This is a genomic window from Pseudomonas sp. 2VD, from assembly GCF_005503585.1.
GTDB classification, from domain to species: Bacteria; Pseudomonadota; Gammaproteobacteria; order Pseudomonadales; family Pseudomonadaceae; genus Pseudomonas; species Pseudomonas aeruginosa.
Window position 1 is genome coordinate 1 of the sequence record NZ_SCND01000084.1, and the last position, 18,297, is coordinate 18,297.

At 61.1% G+C, this 18,297-nt stretch carries 15 protein-coding genes and 5 pseudogenes; 9 read left to right on the top strand and 11 right to left on the bottom strand.

The features are described from left to right. Positions 1 to 235, top strand: a pseudogene (locus tag FFS27_RS12040) (putative RNA methyltransferase); the annotation flags it as partial. Between the two features lie 17 nt (positions 236 to 252). Beyond that, positions 253 to 636 carry a hypothetical protein gene (locus FFS27_RS12045; protein WP_086247863.1) on the top strand — a complete coding sequence of 128 codons (384 nt, stop codon included), beginning with the start codon at positions 253 to 255 and terminating at the stop codon, positions 634 to 636. 105 nt (positions 637 to 741) lie between these two features. Here FFS27_RS12045 and FFS27_RS12050 read toward each other — a convergent pair whose 3' ends face one another. The 3 genes from FFS27_RS12050 to FFS27_RS12060 form a co-directional block, all read right to left on the bottom strand. Beyond that, positions 742 to 951 (bottom strand): cold-shock protein, encoded by a 210-nt coding sequence (locus FFS27_RS12050; RefSeq protein WP_003082372.1) that lies wholly within the window; start codon positions 949 to 951, stop codon positions 742 to 744. A 319-nt stretch (positions 952 to 1,270) separates the two neighbouring features. Next, positions 1,271 to 2,887 carry an ATP-binding protein gene (locus FFS27_RS12055; protein WP_003086549.1) on the bottom strand — a complete coding sequence of 539 codons (1,617 nt, stop codon included), beginning with the start codon at positions 2,885 to 2,887 and terminating at the stop codon, positions 1,271 to 1,273. 83 nt (positions 2,888 to 2,970) lie between these two features. Beyond that, positions 2,971 to 3,681: a winged helix-turn-helix domain-containing protein gene (locus tag FFS27_RS12060; RefSeq protein ID WP_003082360.1), complete on the bottom strand. Its 711-nt coding sequence runs from the start codon at positions 3,679 to 3,681 to the stop codon at positions 2,971 to 2,973. A gap of 733 nt (positions 3,682 to 4,414) precedes the next feature. On the opposite strand from FFS27_RS12060, the gene FFS27_RS12065 reads away from it, so the two are divergent. The 4 genes from FFS27_RS12065 (at position 4,415) to FFS27_RS12080 (ending at position 10,792) form a co-directional block, all read left to right on the top strand. After that, positions 4,415 to 7,306 (top strand): ribonucleoside-diphosphate reductase subunit alpha, encoded by a 2,892-nt coding sequence (locus tag FFS27_RS12065; protein WP_003082358.1) that lies wholly within the window; start codon positions 4,415 to 4,417, stop codon positions 7,304 to 7,306. Between the two features lie 263 nt (positions 7,307 to 7,569). Further along, entirely contained in the window at positions 7,570 to 8,817 is a 1,248-nt protein-coding gene (locus tag FFS27_RS12070; RefSeq protein WP_003086547.1) for a ribonucleotide-diphosphate reductase subunit beta, read from the top strand. 354 nt (positions 8,818 to 9,171) lie between these two features. Beyond that, positions 9,172 to 9,705, top strand: a complete 534-nt coding sequence (locus FFS27_RS12075; RefSeq protein WP_003109068.1) for an REP-associated tyrosine transposase — start codon at positions 9,172 to 9,174, stop codon at positions 9,703 to 9,705. Positions 9,706 to 10,237: 532 nt separating this feature from the next. Further along, entirely contained in the window at positions 10,238 to 10,792 is a 555-nt protein-coding gene (locus FFS27_RS12080) for a BRO-N domain-containing protein (protein ID WP_019725959.1), read from the top strand. Positions 10,793 to 10,997: 205 nt separating this feature from the next. On the opposite strand, the gene FFS27_RS12085 is transcribed toward FFS27_RS12080, so the two are convergent. The 8 genes and pseudogenes from FFS27_RS12085 to FFS27_RS33245 form a co-directional block, all read right to left on the bottom strand. Then, positions 10,998 to 11,231 (bottom strand): pyocin S6 family toxin immunity protein, encoded by a 234-nt coding sequence (locus tag FFS27_RS12085; protein ID WP_021264452.1) that lies wholly within the window; start codon positions 11,229 to 11,231, stop codon positions 10,998 to 11,000. Further along, positions 11,228 to 11,480: pseudogene (locus FFS27_RS12090) on the bottom strand (colicin E3/pyocin S6 family cytotoxin). The gene FFS27_RS12085 and the pseudogene FFS27_RS12090 overlap by 4 nt, the downstream one beginning before the upstream one ends. A 166-nt stretch (positions 11,481 to 11,646) precedes the next feature. Further along, the gene (locus FFS27_RS12095; RefSeq protein WP_015648363.1) at positions 11,647 to 11,919 is read right to left on the bottom strand and encodes a colicin immunity domain-containing protein; all 273 of its coding nucleotides are present in this window, start codon (positions 11,917 to 11,919) and stop codon (positions 11,647 to 11,649) included. Positions 11,920 to 11,935: 16 nt separating this feature from the next. Continuing rightward, on the bottom strand, positions 11,936 to 12,280 hold the full coding sequence (locus FFS27_RS34095; RefSeq protein ID WP_003082347.1) for a hypothetical protein: 345 nt from the start codon (positions 12,278 to 12,280) through the stop codon (positions 11,936 to 11,938). Between the two features lie 157 nt (positions 12,281 to 12,437). Further along, positions 12,438 to 12,697 (bottom strand): annotated as a pseudogene (locus FFS27_RS12105) (hypothetical protein). 98 nt (positions 12,698 to 12,795) lie between these two features. Further along, positions 12,796 to 13,059: a pyocin-S1/S2 immunity protein gene (gene imm, locus FFS27_RS12110; RefSeq protein ID WP_003112475.1), complete on the bottom strand. Its 264-nt coding sequence runs from the start codon at positions 13,057 to 13,059 to the stop codon at positions 12,796 to 12,798. A 1-nt stretch (position 13,060) separates the two neighbouring features. After that, positions 13,061 to 14,161, bottom strand: coding sequence for an S-type pyocin domain-containing protein (locus FFS27_RS33240; RefSeq protein ID WP_306430839.1), 1,101 nt, complete (start codon positions 14,159 to 14,161; stop codon positions 13,061 to 13,063). A 103-nt stretch (positions 14,162 to 14,264) separates the two neighbouring features. Further along, positions 14,265 to 15,130, bottom strand: a pseudogene (locus FFS27_RS33245) (hypothetical protein). 475 nt (positions 15,131 to 15,605) lie between these two features. On the opposite strand from FFS27_RS33245, the gene FFS27_RS12120 reads away from it, so the two are divergent. The 3 genes and pseudogenes from FFS27_RS12120 to toxA all read left to right on the top strand — a co-directional run. Beyond that, positions 15,606 to 15,974, top strand: coding sequence for a DUF2195 family protein (locus FFS27_RS12120; protein ID WP_003109071.1), 369 nt, complete (start codon positions 15,606 to 15,608; stop codon positions 15,972 to 15,974). Between the two features lie 27 nt (positions 15,975 to 16,001). Further along, entirely contained in the window at positions 16,002 to 16,781 is a 780-nt protein-coding gene (locus tag FFS27_RS12125) for an ATP-grasp domain-containing protein (protein ID WP_003109072.1), read from the top strand. 310 nt (positions 16,782 to 17,091) lie between these two features. Further along, a pseudogene (gene toxA, locus FFS27_RS12130) lies at positions 17,092 to 18,297 on the top strand (exotoxin A); the annotation flags it as partial.

Below are 18,297 nucleotides of genomic sequence, written 5' to 3' on the forward strand. Positions count from 1 at the left end.
GTTGCGCGGGCAGGCCGACGACAAGCACCTCGCCGGCCTGCCCGCGCAACTGAGCCTGCGCCACACCGAGACCCTCGAGTTCCGCCTGGCGCTGGACAGCTACGACGCGCGGGAAAACCTCCTGGCCATGACCCCGCACGGCTGGCGGGTCAACCCCGAGCGCCGCGCGCGAATCCTGGCCGAACCCTTCGAAGTCAGCGTGGCGGTGCGCTACGATTGGCTGCAACGCGACTGACCGTCCCCGAGGACCCCATGCGCCAACCGGATATCGAGATCTACCTGAAAGACGCCGAGCACGCGGCCGTCGCCGCCTGGCTGGAACAGGCGCTGGGGCCCTGCGGCCCATGGCAGGAGCACGGCCAGACCCTCAAGTGCACCGCCCGCGGCGAGCACGGCGCGGTGCGCGTCACCTGGCTGCCGAAGGCGGTGGGCAAGTGGCACAGCCTGTTCTTGGAGAGCGACAGCACGCCCTGGGACGACGACCTCGCCTGCGCCAGGGCCGCGCATGCCGCGCTCGGCGGGGAGATCCGCTGCGCGCCGGGCGGCTGGGAGGAAAACCAGGGCGAAGAGGACGCCGACCGCTGGCTGCGGGTCGACGCCGGGGGCGTCGAGGAAATTACCTGGCGCACCGCCTGAACGACGAAAACCCCGCGCTGCGAGGGGCCACCCAACGGGGGCCTGGCGGGGTGGATGCGCTGGATGACAAAAGCCCGTCTCGCGACGGGCTTTTGCTTGCGGGAATCAGACCTTGGAGACGTCTTCCGCTTGCAGGCCTTTCTGGCCCTGGATCACCGAGAATTCCACTTTCTGGCCTTCCACCAGGGAGCGGTGACCCTCGCCGCGGATGGCGCGGTAGTGAACGAACACGTCCGGACCGCTATCGCGTTGAATGAATCCATAACCTTTGGCGTCATTGAACCACTTGACGGTTCCGACCTCACGATCAGCCATTACCACACTCTCCAACTTGCAATTTTTTATAAGTGGCCTTCCCAATCCGGGAAGACTTCGACGGTTCGGCTGCGCAACGCTGTTCTTGTTATCCGACCCCGGCAAAATGCCGTTGGAGCGGGCATTTCGAATGGCGTTCCACTAGCCACCGCGTCCCGGAGTATAAACAAACGAGTCCAACTGAAAAGGACTTTTTTAGCCCCTGGCGGAATACCCGCCACGCCCGGCGGGACTGGCCTTTCGATATGTTTTCGCTACGCCTGGAATACGTCTGCGCAAGCACTTGCAGATAGCTAGCCGCCATATTTCCGTCAACTTTTCAGCGGTCGCGCAGACCTGCCTTGCGCGGCCAGGCCAGGGTGAAGCAGGCGCCGCCCAGAGTCTCGCTGCGGCCGATGGAGGCCCGGCCGCCATGCCAGTAGACGATCCGCCGGACGATGGACAGTCCCAGGCCATGCCCGCCGGAAGCACGGGTCCGGCTGTCGTCCAGGCGTAGGAATGGCGTAAAGAGCCGCTCCCATTGCGCCTCCGGCACCCCCGGCCCGTCGTCCTCGACATCCACCCGGCAACGCTCCAGGCTGACCCGGTAGCTGATCCTGACCCGACGATCGGCATGCCGCAGCGCATTGGTCAGCAGGTTCTGCAAGGCCCGATGCAGGTAGCGCGGCTCGGCCTCGATCCAACTGCCCAGCTCCTCAGGCACCAGCGCGCCCTCCTCGCAACTGACCAGCACCTCGCGGCGCAGCGGAGCGATCTCCTCCACCACCTGGCGCACCAGCACGCCCAGCTCCAGGCGCTGGTAGGTCAGCGGCGGCGAGCCCTGTTCCAGGCGCGCGTAGGTGAGCATCTCGTCGACCAGCTTGTCGAGGTCCTGGATATCGTTGTCCATGCCCTCCAGGTACTTCAGGCGGGCGCCGTCGGTCTCGGCGGTCTCGATCATCTCCAGGCCGAAGCGCAACCGCGCCACCGGCGTGCGCAGCTCGTGGGACACCGCGCGAACCATCTCGCGCTGCACCGTCAGCAGCCGGTGGATGTGCTCGGCCATATGGTTGAAGGCCGCGCCCAGGCGTCCCACCGAGTCGCCACCGCGCACCTCGACGCGAGTATCCAGGCTGCCGCGGGCGATCCGCGTGGCGGCCGCCTCCAGGCTGCGCAGGCGCTGCTCCAGACGACGCACCAGCAGGTAGGTGATCAGGCCGATGAAGCTCAGGCACAGCGCGCCGAGCAGCAACAGCAGCTGCGGCGGATAGGGGTTCATCTGGAACAGTGGGCCCAGCTCCAGCACCCAGGGCGTGTCGAGGATGCCGGCGAAGATGCGGATCGAGTCGCCGTCCTTGCCCAGCGCCATCACCGTGTCGCCCTCCACCACCCGCCGGCGCTGGTCGTCGTCGAGGTCCAGCTCCTTGACCTGGAGCAGGTGCACCGGGAAGCCGAAGCGCTTGTCGCGGACGATCCGCGCCAGGTGGTAAGGCTGTTCGCTGGCCGGGTAGCGCACCAGTTCGTCCATCAGCAGATAGACCGTGGCCCGCGCCAGTTGCTCGCTGACCTGCTGCACCTCGCCGCTGAGCACCAGGTTCTCGGCGGCGCTGGCCTGGGTATAGACGGTGACGGCGTGCTCGGCGGTCTGCTTCACCAGCACCTGGCCGTTCATCAGGCGCGCGCGGCTGCGTCCATCCATCCGCAGCTCATCCAGCCCGCGCAGTTGCAGGGGAATCCCCAGCAAGCGGCTCCACTGCGCCAGGGCGCGCTTGCGCTCGGTGGCGGTCATCGGTTGCAGGTTGTCGGCCATCAGGCGGAAGGTGCCGCGCGCCAGCTCCTCGCGGTAGTGCTCGCCGCGCACCTCGTTGATCCAGTGCAGGCCGAGCAGGCCCAGGCCGCTGACCAGCAGCAGGGCCAGGAGCATGCCGCCATAGATGCGCAGGAAGATGGATTTCATCGGCGAGCCCCCGGCCGCTGTCCGCTGCTGTTGATTCTGGCCGACCGGGACGCCCGTGCCCCGGCCCGCAGGAAAAAAGCGCCTCAGCCCTCGCCGACGAACAGGTAGCCCTTGCTGCGCACGGTCTTGATCAGCCGCGGGTGCATCGGGTCGTCGCCGATCTTCGGGCGGATCCGCGAGATGCGCACGTCGATGGAGCGGTCCTGGCCGTCGTACTCGATGCCGCGCAGGGCGTTGAAGATCTCCTCGCGGGAGAGAATGCGCCCGGCGTTCGCCGCCAGCAGCCAGAGCAGGTCGAATTCGGCGCTGGTCAGCTCGATGGTGGTCCCGTCCAGCCAGGCCTCGCGCATCGCGTTGTCGATCACCAGGCGACCGAACGCCAGGCGTTTGCTGTCCGCCGCCGGGGCGCCCGCTTCCGGCGCCTCGCTGCGCCGCAACAGGGCACGGATGCGCGCCAGCAGCACACGCGGGCGCACCGGCTTGCACACGTAGTCGTCGGCGCCCATCTCCAGGCCGAGCACCTCGTCCATGTCGTCGGTGCGCGCGGTGAGCATCAGGATCGGACCGTCGAACTGCGGACGCACCTGGCGGCAGATGGACAGACCGTCCTCGCCCGGCAGCATCAGGTCGAGCACCACCAGGTCCGGGCGTTCGGCGAGGATACGCGCCGCCGCCAGTGCGCCGTTGGCTTCGATGTCGACCTTCAGGCCGTTGCCTTCCAGGTATTCCCGGGTCAGCTCGGCCAGGCGTCGATCGTCCTCGACGATCAGGATGCGCCAGGCTTCTTGCTCCACACAGCCTCCTCGTATCGCGGTCCCGGAGCCGCCGCGCGGCCCCCTCAGAGCGGCCCGCATTGTAGCCAATACGGGGGCCGCGCGGCAGCACGCGAGGAACATCTTGCAAACACTACATATTGTGGGTAGGGTGCGCGCCCCGAAAGGTTGGGGAGTAGGTCTGCGCCGGTGCTTTCCGAGGGCGACGAATGGCATTCTCCAGCGCTGCCGCGGCCTACGGACGCTTCCTAGGACTCACGCACAGAAGACCCACACTTTATCCACAGGTTTCCCCCAGACTGTCACCTTGCAAACACCCCATTAGCGCATTATCTTGTATCCCCATCGTCGCCACCCCCTATATCTTGGGTTTCGAGCGCACGAACGGCTACAACGGAACCAACCGCGCACGGACCACTCTGATGGCTCCGGCGGCTCCGCAAAAAAGCATTTTCCAGACGTACTGAAAGCATCGACGGCGCTCACCGCAAGGAGCCCTTCAATGACGTTGGAAAAGCGGTACGGGTGTTGCAACGGACGCTGTAAACAGACAGTCAACACCACTAGGTATTGTGTTCGACGGCAAAACGCCACGAACCCGCCAGGGCCAGGGAGGCACGCACAGTCCCCACCCTCAGCATTCGAATGAAGCAGCCGCCGCGAGGCCGGCTGCCCGGCTCTTTATCGATTCAAGGGAATGGGCGCCCCGGCGCCCGCTAGCAAAACCATTACGAGAACGTGGAGATACCCACCCATGCATACCGACACCACACGCGAGAACCCGCAGGCCAGCGCGCCGCAGGCCGCCGATTCGTCGCAGGATCTGGCCGCCACCGCGCCGGGCCAGCTGCGCGTGATCAAGCGCAACGGCACCGTAGTCCCCTACACCGATGACAAGATCACCGTGGCCATCACCAAGGCGTTCCTCGCCGTGGAAGGCGGCACCGCCGCCGCCTCGTCGCGTATCCATGACACTGTGCGCCGCCTGACCGAGCAGGTCACCGCTACCTTCAAGCGCCGCATGCCGTCCGGCGGCACCATCCACATCGAAGAGATTCAGGACCAGGTCGAACTGGCCCTGATGCGCGCCGGCGAGCAGAAGGTCGCCCGCGACTACGTGATCTACCGCGAAGCCCGCGCCGCCGAGCGCAAGAACGCCGGCGCCGCCAGCGACGTCGCCCAGCCGCACCCGAGCATCCGCATCACCCGCGCCGACGGCAGCCTGTCGCCGCTGGACATGGGCCGCCTGAACACCATCATCAGCGAAGCCTGCGAAGGCCTGGCCGAGGTGGACGGCGCGCTGATCGAGCGCGAGACCCTGAAGAACCTCTACGACGGCGTCGCCGAGAAGGACGTCAACACCGCCCTGGTGATGACCGCGCGCACCCTGGTCGAGCGCGAGCCGAACTACTCCTACGTCACCGCCCGCCTGCTGATGGACACCCTGCGCGCCGAAGCCCTGGGCTTCCTCGGCGTGGCCGAGAGCGCCACCCATCACGAAATGGCCGAGCTGTACGCCAAGGCCCTGCCGGCCTACATCGAGAAAGGCGCCGAGTTCGAGCTGGTCGATGCCAAGCTGAAGGAATTCGACCTGGAGAAACTGGGCAAGGCCATCGATCACGAGCGCGACCAGCAGTTCACCTACCTCGGCCTGCAGACCCTGTACGACCGCTACTTCATCCACAAGGACGGCATCCGCTTCGAACTGCCGCAGATCTTCTTCATGCGCGTGGCCATGGGCCTGGCCATCGAGGAGAAGGACCGCGAGGCACGTGCCATCGAGTTCTACAACCTGCTGTCGTCCTTCGACTACATGAGTTCCACCCCCACCCTGTTCAACGCCGGCACCCTGCGTCCGCAGCTCTCCAGCTGCTACCTGACCACCGTGCCGGACGACCTGTCGGGCATCTACGGCGCCATCCACGACAACGCCATGCTGTCGAAATTCGCCGGCGGCCTGGGCAACGACTGGACCCCGGTGCGCGCGCTGGGCTCCTACATCAAGGGCACCAACGGCAAGTCCCAGGGCGTCGTGCCCTTCCTGAAAGTGGTCAACGACACCGCGGTCGCGGTCAACCAGGGCGGCAAGCGCAAGGGCGCAGTCTGCGCCTACCTGGAGACCTGGCACCTGGACATCGAGGAATTCCTCGAGCTGCGCAAGAACACCGGTGACGACCGTCGTCGTACCCACGACATGAACACCGCCAACTGGATCCCCGACCTGTTCATGAAGCGCGTCTTCGACGACGGCTCCTGGACCCTCTTCTCGCCGTCCGACGTCCCCGACCTGCACGACCTCTACGGCAAGGCCTTCGAGGAGCGCTACGAGTACTACGAGGCCCTGGCCAGCTACGGCAAGCTGAAGCTGCACAAGGTCGTCCAGGCCAAGGACCTGTGGCGCAAGATGCTCTCCATGCTGTTCGAGACCGGCCACCCGTGGCTGACCTTCAAGGACCCGTGCAACCTGCGCAGCCCGCAGCAGCACGTGGGCGTGGTGCACAGCTCGAACCTCTGCACCGAGATCACCCTGAACACCAACAAGGACGAGATCGCCGTCTGCAACCTGGGCTCGATCAACCTGGTCAACCACATCGTCGACGGCAAGCTGGACACCGCCAAGCTGGAGAAGACCGTCAAGACCGCGGTACGCATGCTCGATAACGTCATCGACATCAACTACTACTCGGTCCCGCAGGCGCAGAACTCCAACTTCAAGCACCGTCCGGTCGGCCTGGGCATCATGGGCTTCCAGGACGCCCTGTACCTGCAGCACATCCCCTACGGTTCGGACGCGGCCATCGCCTTCGCCGACCAGTCCATGGAAGCCATCAGCTACTACGCGATCCAGGCTTCCTGCGACCTGGCCGACGAGCGCGGCGCCTACCAGACCTTCCAGGGCTCGCTGTGGTCGCAAGGCATCCTGCCGATCGACTCGGAGAAGAAGCTGATCGAAGAGCGCGGCGCCAAGTACATCGAAGTCGACCTGTCGGAAACCCTCGACTGGGCACCGCTGCGCGAGCGCGTACAGAAAGGCATCCGCAACTCGAACATCATGGCCATCGCGCCGACCGCGACCATCGCCAACATCACCGGCGTCTCGCAGTCGATCGAGCCGACCTACCAGAACCTGTACGTGAAGTCGAACCTCTCCGGCGAGTTCACCGTGATCAACCCCTACCTGGTGCGCGACCTCAAGGCCCGCGGCCTGTGGGACCCGGTCATGGTCAACGACCTGAAGTACTACGACGGTTCCGTGCAGCAGATCGAGCGCATCCCGCAGGACCTCAAGGACCTCTACGCCACCGCGTTCGAAGTCGAGACCCGCTGGATCGTCGAAGCCGCCAGCCGTCGCCAGAAGTGGATCGACCAGGCCCAGTCGCTGAACCTGTACATCGCCGGCGCCTCGGGCAAGAAGCTCGACGTGACCTACCGCATGGCCTGGTTCCGCGGCCTGAAGACCACCTACTACCTCCGTGCCCTGGCCGCCACCAGCACCGAGAAGTCCACCATCAACACCGGCAAGCTCAACGCCGTGTCGGCCGGTGGCAACGACGGCCTGCAAGCCGCCCCGGCCGCCGAGCCGAAGCCGGCGCCGGTGCCGCAGGCATGCAGCATCGACAACCCCGACTGCGAAGCCTGCCAGTGATCGCGCGTCGCTGAACGGCGTCCGTGTCGCGGCCGGGCAAGCCGGACTCCTCGTGTGGGTCCGGCCTGCCCGGCGCCTGACGGTCGCTCGTCCAGCGCCACGCTGGCAGCGCAAGGCCCCTCGCCAGGGCCAGGAACAATCCCCTTCTTCCCTCCGGGGGAGAAGAACGGCCCGGCCAGACCGTGCCGGACCACCGCTTTCGCGTGCACCTCACGCCCCATATCCAGGCCGCCGAGACGGCCGCCAGACCAGGAGAGAGCAAGATGCTGAGCTGGGACGAATTCGACAAAGAAGACCCGACCGAAGCCAAGGCCGCGCCCGCCGCCGCCCAGGCCGTTGCCCAGGGCCATGACAAGCTGGACGACGAAGCCGCCGGCTCGGTGGAAGAAGCGCGCGCCGTTTCCGCCGACGACTCCGACGCCGTGGCCCGCGCCAAGAAGGCCCTGAACGACCTCGACATCCAGGAAGGCCTGGACGACCTCGAAGGCTCCGCCGCGCGCGTGCAGGTCGGCGACAAGCAGATGATCAACGCCCGCGCCGACCTCAACCAGCTCGTTCCCTTCAAGTACGACTGGGCCTGGCAGAAGTATCTGGATGGTTGCGCCAACCACTGGATGCCGCAGGAAGTCAACATGAACGCCGACATCGCCCTGTGGAAGAGCAAGGACGGCCTCAGCGAAGACGAGCGGCGCATCGTCATGCGCAACCTCGGCTTCTTCTCCACCGCCGACTCCCTGGTCGCCAACAACCTGGTGCTGGCCGTGTACCGCCTGATCACCAACCCCGAGTGCCGCCAGTACATCCTGCGCCAGGCCTTCGAAGAGGCGATCCACACCCACGCCTACCAGTACTGCATCGAGTCGCTGGGCATGGACGAGGGCGAGATCTTCAACATGTACCACGAGATCCCCAGCGTGGCGAAGAAGGCCTCCTGGGGCCTGAAGTACACCCGCTCGATCTCCGACCCGATGTTCCAGACCGGCACCCCGGAAACCGACCGCCAGTTCCTGCGCAACCTGATCGCCTACTACTGCGTGCTGGAAGGCATCTTCTTCTACTGCGGCTTCACCCAGATCCTCTCCATGGGCCGCCGCAACAAGATGACCGGCACCGCCGAGCAGTTCCAGTACATCCTCCGCGACGAGTCGATGCACCTGAACTTCGGTATCGACGTGATCAACCAGATCAAGATCGAGAACCCGCACCTGTGGGACGCCCAGATGAAGGACGAGGCGACCCAGATGATCCTCCAGGGCACCCAGCTGGAGATCGAATACGCGCGCGACACCATGCCGCGCGGGGTGCTGGGCATGAACGCGGCGATGATGGAGGACTACCTGAAGTTCATCGCCAACCGGCGCCTGACCCAGATCGGCCTGAAGGAAGAGTATCCGGGGACCACCAATCCGTTCCCGTGGATGTCGGAGATCATGGACCTGAAGAAGGAGAAGAACTTCTTCGAGACGCGGGTTATCGAGTACCAGACGGGCGGAGCACTGAGCTGGGATTGAGATTCTCGATTTAGGTCAAGACCGTTAGACGCTGTCGCCGGAAAGGGATTTCGGGACAGTGGTAGAGATAAAGAGCCCCGCCTTGTGCGGGGTTCTTCATTAAAGAGAAATAAAAACCCAAGGTGTTCAGCAAGTTAATTCACCAAATCAAATAGAAGATATGTGCCAAGCTCACTATCCCCAAGACACCATCGACAGACTATTTGAGTCAAACAGCCCTAGAAAACAAGAAATAAAAACATGCCCAACCATTCGCTCAATCTGAAATCTCCGTAGGGCGAATAACGCGCAGCGTTATCCGCCAGCTGGCCAAGGTACGCTCCGAAATCCTTCTGGATACACGGACGATCCCCAATGCCAAGCTACCGACGAACCTGGGTCCCCGGCGGCACCTATTTCTTCACCGTCACCCTGCATGACCGCCGCTCCAACCTGCTGACCCGCGAAATCGACCTGCTGCGCCGCGTGGTCGCCCAGACCAGGCGCCGGCATCCCTTCCGCATCGATGCCTGGGTCGTGCTGCCGGAGCACATGCATTGCCTCTGGACCCTGCCGCCCGACGACGCCGATTTTGCCACCCGCTGGAAGGTCATCAAGTCCGGCTTCGCACGGCGCATCCCCTGCCACGAATCACGTACCTTCGCGCAACGGCGGCGAGCACAACGCGCCATCTGGCAGCAGCGCTACTGGGAACACCTGATTCGCAATGACACGGACTACCGGCGCCATTTCGACTACATCCATCTCAACCCTGTGAAACACGGGCTGGTTACGGCGGTCAAGGATTGGCCCTTCTCCACCTTCCACCGGGCCGTGGCTGAAGGGCTTTATCCCGAGGATTGGGCCGGTGATCCTTCCTTGGAGGTCCGAGCGGCGGAGCGGGTTTGAGTCTGCTGGCGGATAACGGCTGTGCCGTTACTCGCTCTACCCCGGCTACCAAGTCTTTTTCTCGGCCTCGCAGGATGGCCAGCCCCGAGAAAGTAACCAAAGCGCTTGCCCCTGCATTCGACCTCCTACACGACGATTCCGCTCGGCCTCCTGATGGGGCGGACCGGAGCGTCGGATGTTTCTCTGGAAGAGGTAGGGCGAATAACGCGAAGCGTTATCCGCAACTACACAGGATTTTCCTGTAACGCCCGAGCATCGGGGGATTGAAAGAACTTCGTCAAGTCGATGTACAAGCAATGGCTTCAGAGAATCGGCGGATAACTGCTTTGCAGTTATTCGCCCTACCGTTGACCGCTATCGGTGCGCTCCATAATCATTCTTCGGCGCTAAGAACGCATACCACCCAGCGGCAAACCGCTCCCGAAAGTAGCGGTGTATTCCATTGAGGAAATGCGTATGCCATTCGTTTTTCAACCCACCCCATTCATCCCCTCGCGGCACGACACCAACACCACCTCCCCGGAGGTGCGCCATGTCTGACACCCTCCTCCAACCCAGCCGTTTCACCCACCACCATCGGGTCCTGCACGCCGTGCTGCTGGATGAGGAAGGCTGGTTCGTGCTCTCCGACCTGGTACGGCTGCTGGGCCGTTACCTGGGCGGTCGGGCGCCGGCGGCGTTGTGTGATGAGGCGCCGTGGCCGCTGGCGACGGCGGAGCAGCGCGAGCGCTTGTTCGCCCTCTGCCATGCACTGGAACGGCACCTGGATGCCGATCAGTGGCGGCTCGCCTGGCTCCATGACGAACGCCACGGGCCACGCCAGGACTGCCTGGTCAGCGAGTCCGGGCTCTACGCTCTGCTCTGGCTCGCAGTGCCTGGCGCGGCACGGAGTTTGCGCCGTTGGGTCAGCGGCTCGGTGCTGCCACGCCTGCGCAGCCAGTCCCGCCCCAACGCCACGCCCCAGCGCGCCGTGCTGCACTGGAAAACCGCCGAGATCGACACCCTGCACTGGCAAGGCAAGACCTGGATCCCCCTCTGCGACTGCCCCCAACTCCTCGACAGCCCACGCCCGCTGATCCGGGCCTGACCCCGTCATACGCCCTGAAAGGAGTCAGGGCTTGAAGCAACAGAGTGATCTTTTCCCTCATGACCACTAAAAATCTAGGTTTTTCCAGTAACGCTCTCTTTCTTTACAACTATCAGGCCAAGGAAGAGCACTCTATTGCCATATAGAATATTTTTAACTTGAAAAAGAAGCCCCATACAGCAGGGCCTTCCTCTACAATCTATAGTTAGGCGTAAACCCCAATAAAATACTCCAATCCAACCGGAAGCTTTTCGCCTATAACCTCCTCAATCCTTACAACATCATCATTCTTAATAGGATATTCACCCTCAATATTCTCATCCTTCTTCCAACGCATCACCTCCATAACTTGCGAAATATATTCGAAAGGAACAATTTTTTCATATTTCAAGGACTCATCATTTCCCGATGGTAGGTACCCAGAAATCAATACAGTCATGTTTCTACACTCCTTTTTGGATCAGCAGACTTCGTGCGAGCACCAGTATTAGAATCAAACCCTCCCAAGTGCCACCCTCTCTTGTCATACATCTCAAAACTGCCATGCTGAGAATCCCATTTATAGATATTCCCTTTTATCCTTCCAGCGCTTCCGCAACCCACCACCACCTTGAATAGAAGTTTTTGGTTTAGCTCTCAAGGCGTCGGGGAAGGCAGGTAGTGTTGCCGGAGCAGGATAGTAATACACAAGGCTTTCAATTCAAAATCGCAGACTCACGCATTTTGCGACTGACGCACTAACTGACAATTCGGCGATTTACATCTGCTCTCGAAGCATGGATTGGCTAAGAAACAGGCGAAGCCCATAAACTGACTTCGCCTGATCTATATCTTCGGATATAAAGGATCATCAGCTAGATATATTTATATTTCTTCAAAAGCCCTCTAACTTCCTGCTTTAGCTCCTCTTCATTTATCTCACCATCATTATCCTTCGGTCCATCCGTGAAGCAATCTGCCATTCCAAACATAAGCCTGAGGCAAGCGCCAAGATTATCATCATCCTTTTTCAGCAAGCCTGACGCACCTTCGCTACGCCACATTTCAAAGAATTTTTTTGTGAAACTCTTTCCGCTTAACGATCCATCCAAAAAATTTCTTGCAAGATCAATAAGTGCCATGCTCATTTAAATCACCTAATTCTCAAAATAGTTTTTTCCTGTCTGCTTCCTGGCTCAAGATACCACCCTGACAAAAACATTCCATCCTCTTTGAGAACAACCACAATACTAGTATCAGGACTGTAAAATAATTGGATCCTTGATACCTATGACAAACCCCTTGCAAATTATGTCGTGCTTTATCGAAGCGCTCCTGCCTTATCTGCATGACTTCTTCATAAATGTACGATTTGGCGTTGTCGCCTTCAGCTTCCCGCTGGACTCCCTTGACCTTACGAGTCATCCGCTCGTAATCTTCCGGCCACAACGCTTGCTCCATGCGCAACGATGCCTGACCCAGCAAATGCAGCAGGCCGAACAGGCGCATATCGTTGGTGGCAACGATGTGTTCTCGAATCCACTCTTGGGTTACTCCGCAGGCCAGATGTGTTTCTGGCGTTGATGTGCTGTCATAGTCGGCTCGGAATCCCGCTTCTTTGGCGAGCTGTGCCCAGTGCTGGCCAATGCCTGGATGTTGGATGTACTCATTTGCTCATCCACTTGCGCAGCAGGCGCTTTTTCAGGGACGCGCGTTCTTGCGGGTTGTGTCCCTTGAGGTTAGCGACACGATCTGCCGTAGCAGCCTGGCGTATGAGGGGCCAGTAGGAACGCCCATCCTTACGTGGCACCAGTGTTATTGACCTGACTTTCCAGTAGGGAGAGGTGGGCTGCTGGCCAACGTGGAGAGCTCGCTACGGCAGCTCGTGCGCCCGACGATGGGTGTTTTGCGGTGGTTGCGGCTCATAATGTGATTGTCTTCAAGAATATTCAGGACAGACTGTCAAGATAGAGCAGCGTCAACATGGAACAAGCCCCGTCGAAACGGGGCTTGTTGATGGCCAACTAACCGGCCTTAAAGCCAGGAAGCCCCTTGGAAGCACGCCATTCTTTAACTTCCTTTACAACTCCAGCTGGGCTATCTTCTCTATTTTCGTTGGGGTAGTAAAGAAGGTCTGAGCCGCTTGGGTGTTCCGTTAGTTTTTTAAATTCAAGCACGGCTTGAATATGAGACTCCTCGGTAGGGAACTTTTTCTTATTGTTTGTGTATATGTCTTTAACAAACTCAAGAAACTCTTTTTCCGTATATTCGGAAATCTTGGACTTCATATCACTTCCCTCCCTTGTGGATTTCTATATGAAGTTTTGGCGTTACTGCAACAAGGTTCCCCATATTGTAAACGCCGCCTCCATCTGCTATTCGAACCTTGTGGTGGATTTCGATCTTTATTCTCCCGCCAGCCTGTTCTGACTCTCTGACATAAGGAGCACCTCCATCTCTCATTACAGCTAAACTACCAGGATTAAACTGTTTACTTAACTCAGGATCATTAGCCACAGCTATCCAGAATTGTTCCCGAAAGTCCCGCCAGTTTTTGAATGTCTTACCACGTAGTTTATCCGCAATCTGGCTTGGAATTGGAGCCCCCTCACCTTGAGAGGCGGCGCCGAGCCAATTACCGCTGACGGGCTGTCCCTTGCCAGTCGCAGCACCAGGTACATCCCGCGGATCCCTGAACATCACATAGATCGGCTTGATCCCCGAGTCGGCCGGGAAGCCGATGATCAGGTCTTCCGGTAGTGTAATCACCCCAGGATAGGTTTCCGGGGTAGCCTTCACCGGTGTAAGGGTCGCTCCCTCATATACCGGCACCGGCTTCGGTACGACCGGAGTGGTACTCGAAGGGTTCTGGTTTCCTGGAGGACTCGCCGGCGTCCAGGTCAGGATCAGTGGCGGCGCTTCTGCGGTCGTAGAGGGAACCGTAACCTCGTACAGGCCTGTCGTGGCATTGTAGGCCGCCATCCGGACCGGAACGGCTTTCGGAACGCTCACACCATCGGTGCTGACCACCGAAAGGGTCGTCGTGTTGCCTCGTGCCTCGTTGGTCAGGCGCATCGGCAGATCGACGGTACCGCTGGCTTTTGCAACCGCGTTCAGGTTTACGCTTGGGGGAAGCCCCAATTTAGCGGCATCCATGCCCAGGGCGTAACGAACGCTATCGGGCGTTTGGTCCTGCCATTGCTCGGCAGTCCGGGAGGAGTAGGTCAGACTGGCAAAGCCCACGGCCATCACCGAGGGTGCTGAAGCCAGGACCCGGCCCAGGACGGCAATCGCATCGGAGATCGCTTGAGCAAGGGATGCGGCGCCTTGTGCGACCTGGATCAGACCCCGGCCTGCGGCGGTGGCGACAACGCTGCCATTGGCTGGCATGGCATAAGTATTGGCAGCCCTGATCGCCGCTTGACGAGCGATTTCCTTGCGCCTTGCCGTTTCGGCGTTCAGCTTGTCCAGCCGGGCTTGCAGGCTGGCGATTTCATCCACCAGGAGATCGGCGTTGTAGGTTGCCTTTTGTTTCTCCAGTGCATTGGGTGCCTTGGCAATCAAGGCATTGTTTGCAGTCTGCAATTTCTTCTTATTGGCGATCGCCTGCGTAACCAGTTGAGTAGCGCGTTCAAGCCACTGCTCTGGCGTTGGATTGGTCAGTTGAGGCAAAGCATTCCCAGCCTGGTCAAGCTCGGACTGCACTTTTTTCTCGACATTTGCCTTCCTGGCCTTGTAGTCCGCCTCCACCTCAGCAGCGGCTCGCTGGGCTTCTGCTTCCAATGACCGGGCTTTATTCTCCAGCTCTTGAGACGTTTGTTTCAAGATAGCGATTTGCGCCTTATAGATATCGGCGCTGTACGCTTTGGCCAGCTCACTCATATGGCGATCCAGGAACTCTCCATAGAATTTTCGGCTGGCCAGCAACTGACTCTGGTACATCGACTCTGACTTCTGAGGAAAGTCTGAAGCCGTATAAAGATTGGCCGGGCGATCCTCAATGGCCTTTAGCGATTCTGCTTTGGCATCCATGAGTGCATCAACGATACTCTTTTCATCGCGGATGTCATTGGCACTGACCGCTTTACCTGGCAACCCCGCTTCACTCTTGAGTTCATCAACCTCCTTCAGGGTTTCATTTTTCAGGTTTTTCTTGAGTTCTGAATGGGACTTATCAAGCGTACTTCTTAGCTTCCTGTACTCCTGCATTCCAGTACCGACATACGGACTTGGTCCTGGTGGGACAAATGGTGGAGTACCGTAGCTTGATCGAGCAGGAATATACTGGATTATGTCACGCCCACCACCCTGCACATGTGTAATAACCATCGAACCAGGTTCGTAATCATTGACAGCCATAGATCGCCCCTACATTAATTTGAAAGTGTAATGTATTGAGCGACTCCCACCTAGAGAACCCTCTCCCAGTCAATAAGCCCCAATGCATCGGCAATACACTGCAATCAACTTCAATATCCCGTGTTTAGATGATCCAGAAGGTGCGCTCTCTCGCCTCTTATAATCGCGCCTGCGTCAAACGGTCATTTCCTGAACGCACACCTCATCTACCCCGGCCAGTCACGGAAGCCGCATACCTTCAGTTCATTAACGAACTCCCACTTTCAAAATTCATCCATGCCGCCCCTTCGCGAGCTTCCGGACAAAGCCACGCTGATTGCGAGCCCAGCGTTTTTGATTGCAAGCCGCTGTACCTGGTCAGGCCGTTTCCGCAGCGCATGAAGTCCTGGCCGATATACCGGCAGGGCTAGCCATCGTTCGACGAATAAAGCCGCCTCAGCCATGATGCCCTTTCCATCCTCAGCGGAACCCCGACATGGACGCCAAAGCTCTGCTCCTCGGCAGCCTCTGCCTGGACGCCCCATTCGCCGACGCGGCGACGCTCGACAATGCCCTCTCCGCCTGCCTCGCCGCCCGGCTTGGTGCACCGCACACGGCAGAGGGCCAGTTGCACCTGCCACTCACCCTTGAGGCCCGGCGCTCCACCGGCGAATGCGGCTGTACCTCGGCGCTGGTGCGATATCGGCTGCTGACCATGCATGCCAATGCGAAGGCACAGGTCCTTCAGGAAGGTCTGCTCGACGGTCGCTACGAAGGCACCCGTACCCTAACGCTGGCAGCGGATGCGCAACTGGCGGCCGACAGCACGCTCGTGGTACGTCTTGGTTGCGCCGTCGCCGAATGACCATCCACCGACCCAGCGAGGTTCGCGATGCACCTGCTTTACCCCTCCGCCCCCGACCGCAGCAACGCGGTCGATGAACTCTTCGCCGAGGAATATGACGCGGCCCGTTCGGCAGGCTTGGCCTGTTCGCTGTTCTGCGACGAGGAACTGGAAAGTGGACGCTTTCGCGCCCGCCCGGAGTTTCCGGCAAACCCCAAGGTGCTGTATCGCGGCTGGATGCTCACACCGGAAAACTACGCTCGCCTGCACGGCGCGATCCTCGTCGCTGGCGGACGGCCCCTGACCAGTCCACAGCAATATCGGCACTGCCATTACTTGCCGGAGTGGTATCCGCTCTGTGAGGACCTCACGCCGGCGACCCTGTTCCTGTCCAGGAACGCCGACTTCGAGGCAGTGCTGGCGCAAAGCCCGTGGCGCGCCTGGTTCGTCAAGGACCATGTGAAATCCCTGACCACCCAGCGCGGCTCGAAGGCCACCAATGCTGCGGAAGTGCGGGAAGTCCTCGATTCGATCGAGCGTTATCGAGGCACCATCGAAGGCGGTGTATGCCTTCGGGAGTTCGAGGCGCTGCGGGCGGAAACCGAGGAACGCTACTTCGTTCTTCACGGCCGCGCTCACGGGCGTCTCGATGCCGTCCCGCCGCTAGTGGAACAGGTGGCACAACGTATCGATTGCCCGTTCTTTTCCGTCGACGTGGTCGAGTCGACCAGTGGCGAGTTGCGCCTGATGGAACTCGGCGATGGCCAGGTCTCCGACCGCAAGCAATGGCCCGCCGCACGCTTCGCGGCGATGCTGGCACAGGCATAGTCGGAACCGCTGCAATCCCAACCCGACCAAGCTCCCCTTGATCGATCCCGAGGGGGGCTCGTCACTCGCCCAGTGCCTCGACCACGTACTCTCATCCGAAGCCCAGGAACGTTTTCCGTCCCCTCGCCCATGGATATTTCTTCCACTCTGCAATCCAGTTCATAAATCCCATAAAAGCCCTCTTCCGCTCCCCGCCAGCCTCCCCGCATCCCTCACCCTAGACGCCCCGCCGCTCTCCGCCGGCTCGCCCGACAAGAAAAACCAACCGCTCGATCAGCCTCATCCTTCACCCATCACAGGAGCCATCGCGATGCACCTGACACCCCATTGGATCCCCCTGGTCGCTAGCCTCGGCCTGCTCGCCGGCGGCTCGTCCGCGTCCGCCGCCGAGGAAGCCTTCGACCTCTGGAACGAATGCGCCAAAGCCTGCGTGCTCGACCTCAAGGACGGCGTGCGTTCCAGCCGCATGAGCGTCGACCCGGCCATCGCCGACACCAACGGCCAGGGCGTGCTGCACTACTCCATGGTCCTGGAGGGCGGCAACGACGCGCTCAAGCTGGCCATCGACAACGCCCTCAGCATCACCAGCGACGGCCTGACCATCCGCCTCGAAGGCGGCGTCGAGCCGAACAAGCCGGTGCGCTACAGCTACACGCGCCAGGCGCGCGGCAGTTGGTCGCTGAACTGGCTGGTGCCGATCGGCCACGAGAAGCCTTCGAACATCAAGGTGTTCATCCACGAACTGAACGCCGGTAACCAGCTCAGCCACATGTCGCCGATCTACACCATCGAGATGGGCGACGAGTTGCTGGCGAAGCTGGCGCGCGATGCCACCTTCTTCGTCAGGGCGCACGAGAGCAACGAGATGCAGCCGACGCTCGCCATCAGCCATGCCGGGGTCAGCGTGGTCATGGCCCAGGCCCAGCCGCGCCGGGAAAAGCGCTGGAGCGAATGGGCCAGCGGCAAGGTGTTGTGCCTGCTCGACCCGCTGGACGGGGTCTACAACTACCTCGCCCAGCAGCGCTGCAACCTCGACGATACCTGGGAAGGCAAGATCTACCGGGTGCTCGCCGGCAACCCGGCGAAGCATGACCTGGACATCAAGCCCACGGTCATCAGTCATCGCCTGCATTTCCCCGAGGGCGGCAGCCTGGCCGCGCTGACCGCGCACCAGGCCTGCCACCTGCCGCTGGAGACCTTCACTCGTCATCGCCAGCCGCGCGGCTGGGAACAACTGGAGCAGTGCGGCTATCCGGTGCAGCGGCTGGTCGCCCTCTACCTGGCGGCGCGGCTGTCGTGGAACCAGGTCGACCAGGTGATCCGCAACGCCCTGGCCAGCCCCGGCAGCGGCGGCGACCTGGGCGAAGCGATCCGCGAGCAGCCGGAGCAGGCCCGTCTGGCCCTGACCCTGGCCGCCGCCGAGAGCGAGCGCTTCGTCCGGCAGGGCACCGGCAACGACGAGGCCAGCGCCGACGTGGTGAGCCTGACCTGCCCGGTCGCCGCCGGTGAATGCGCG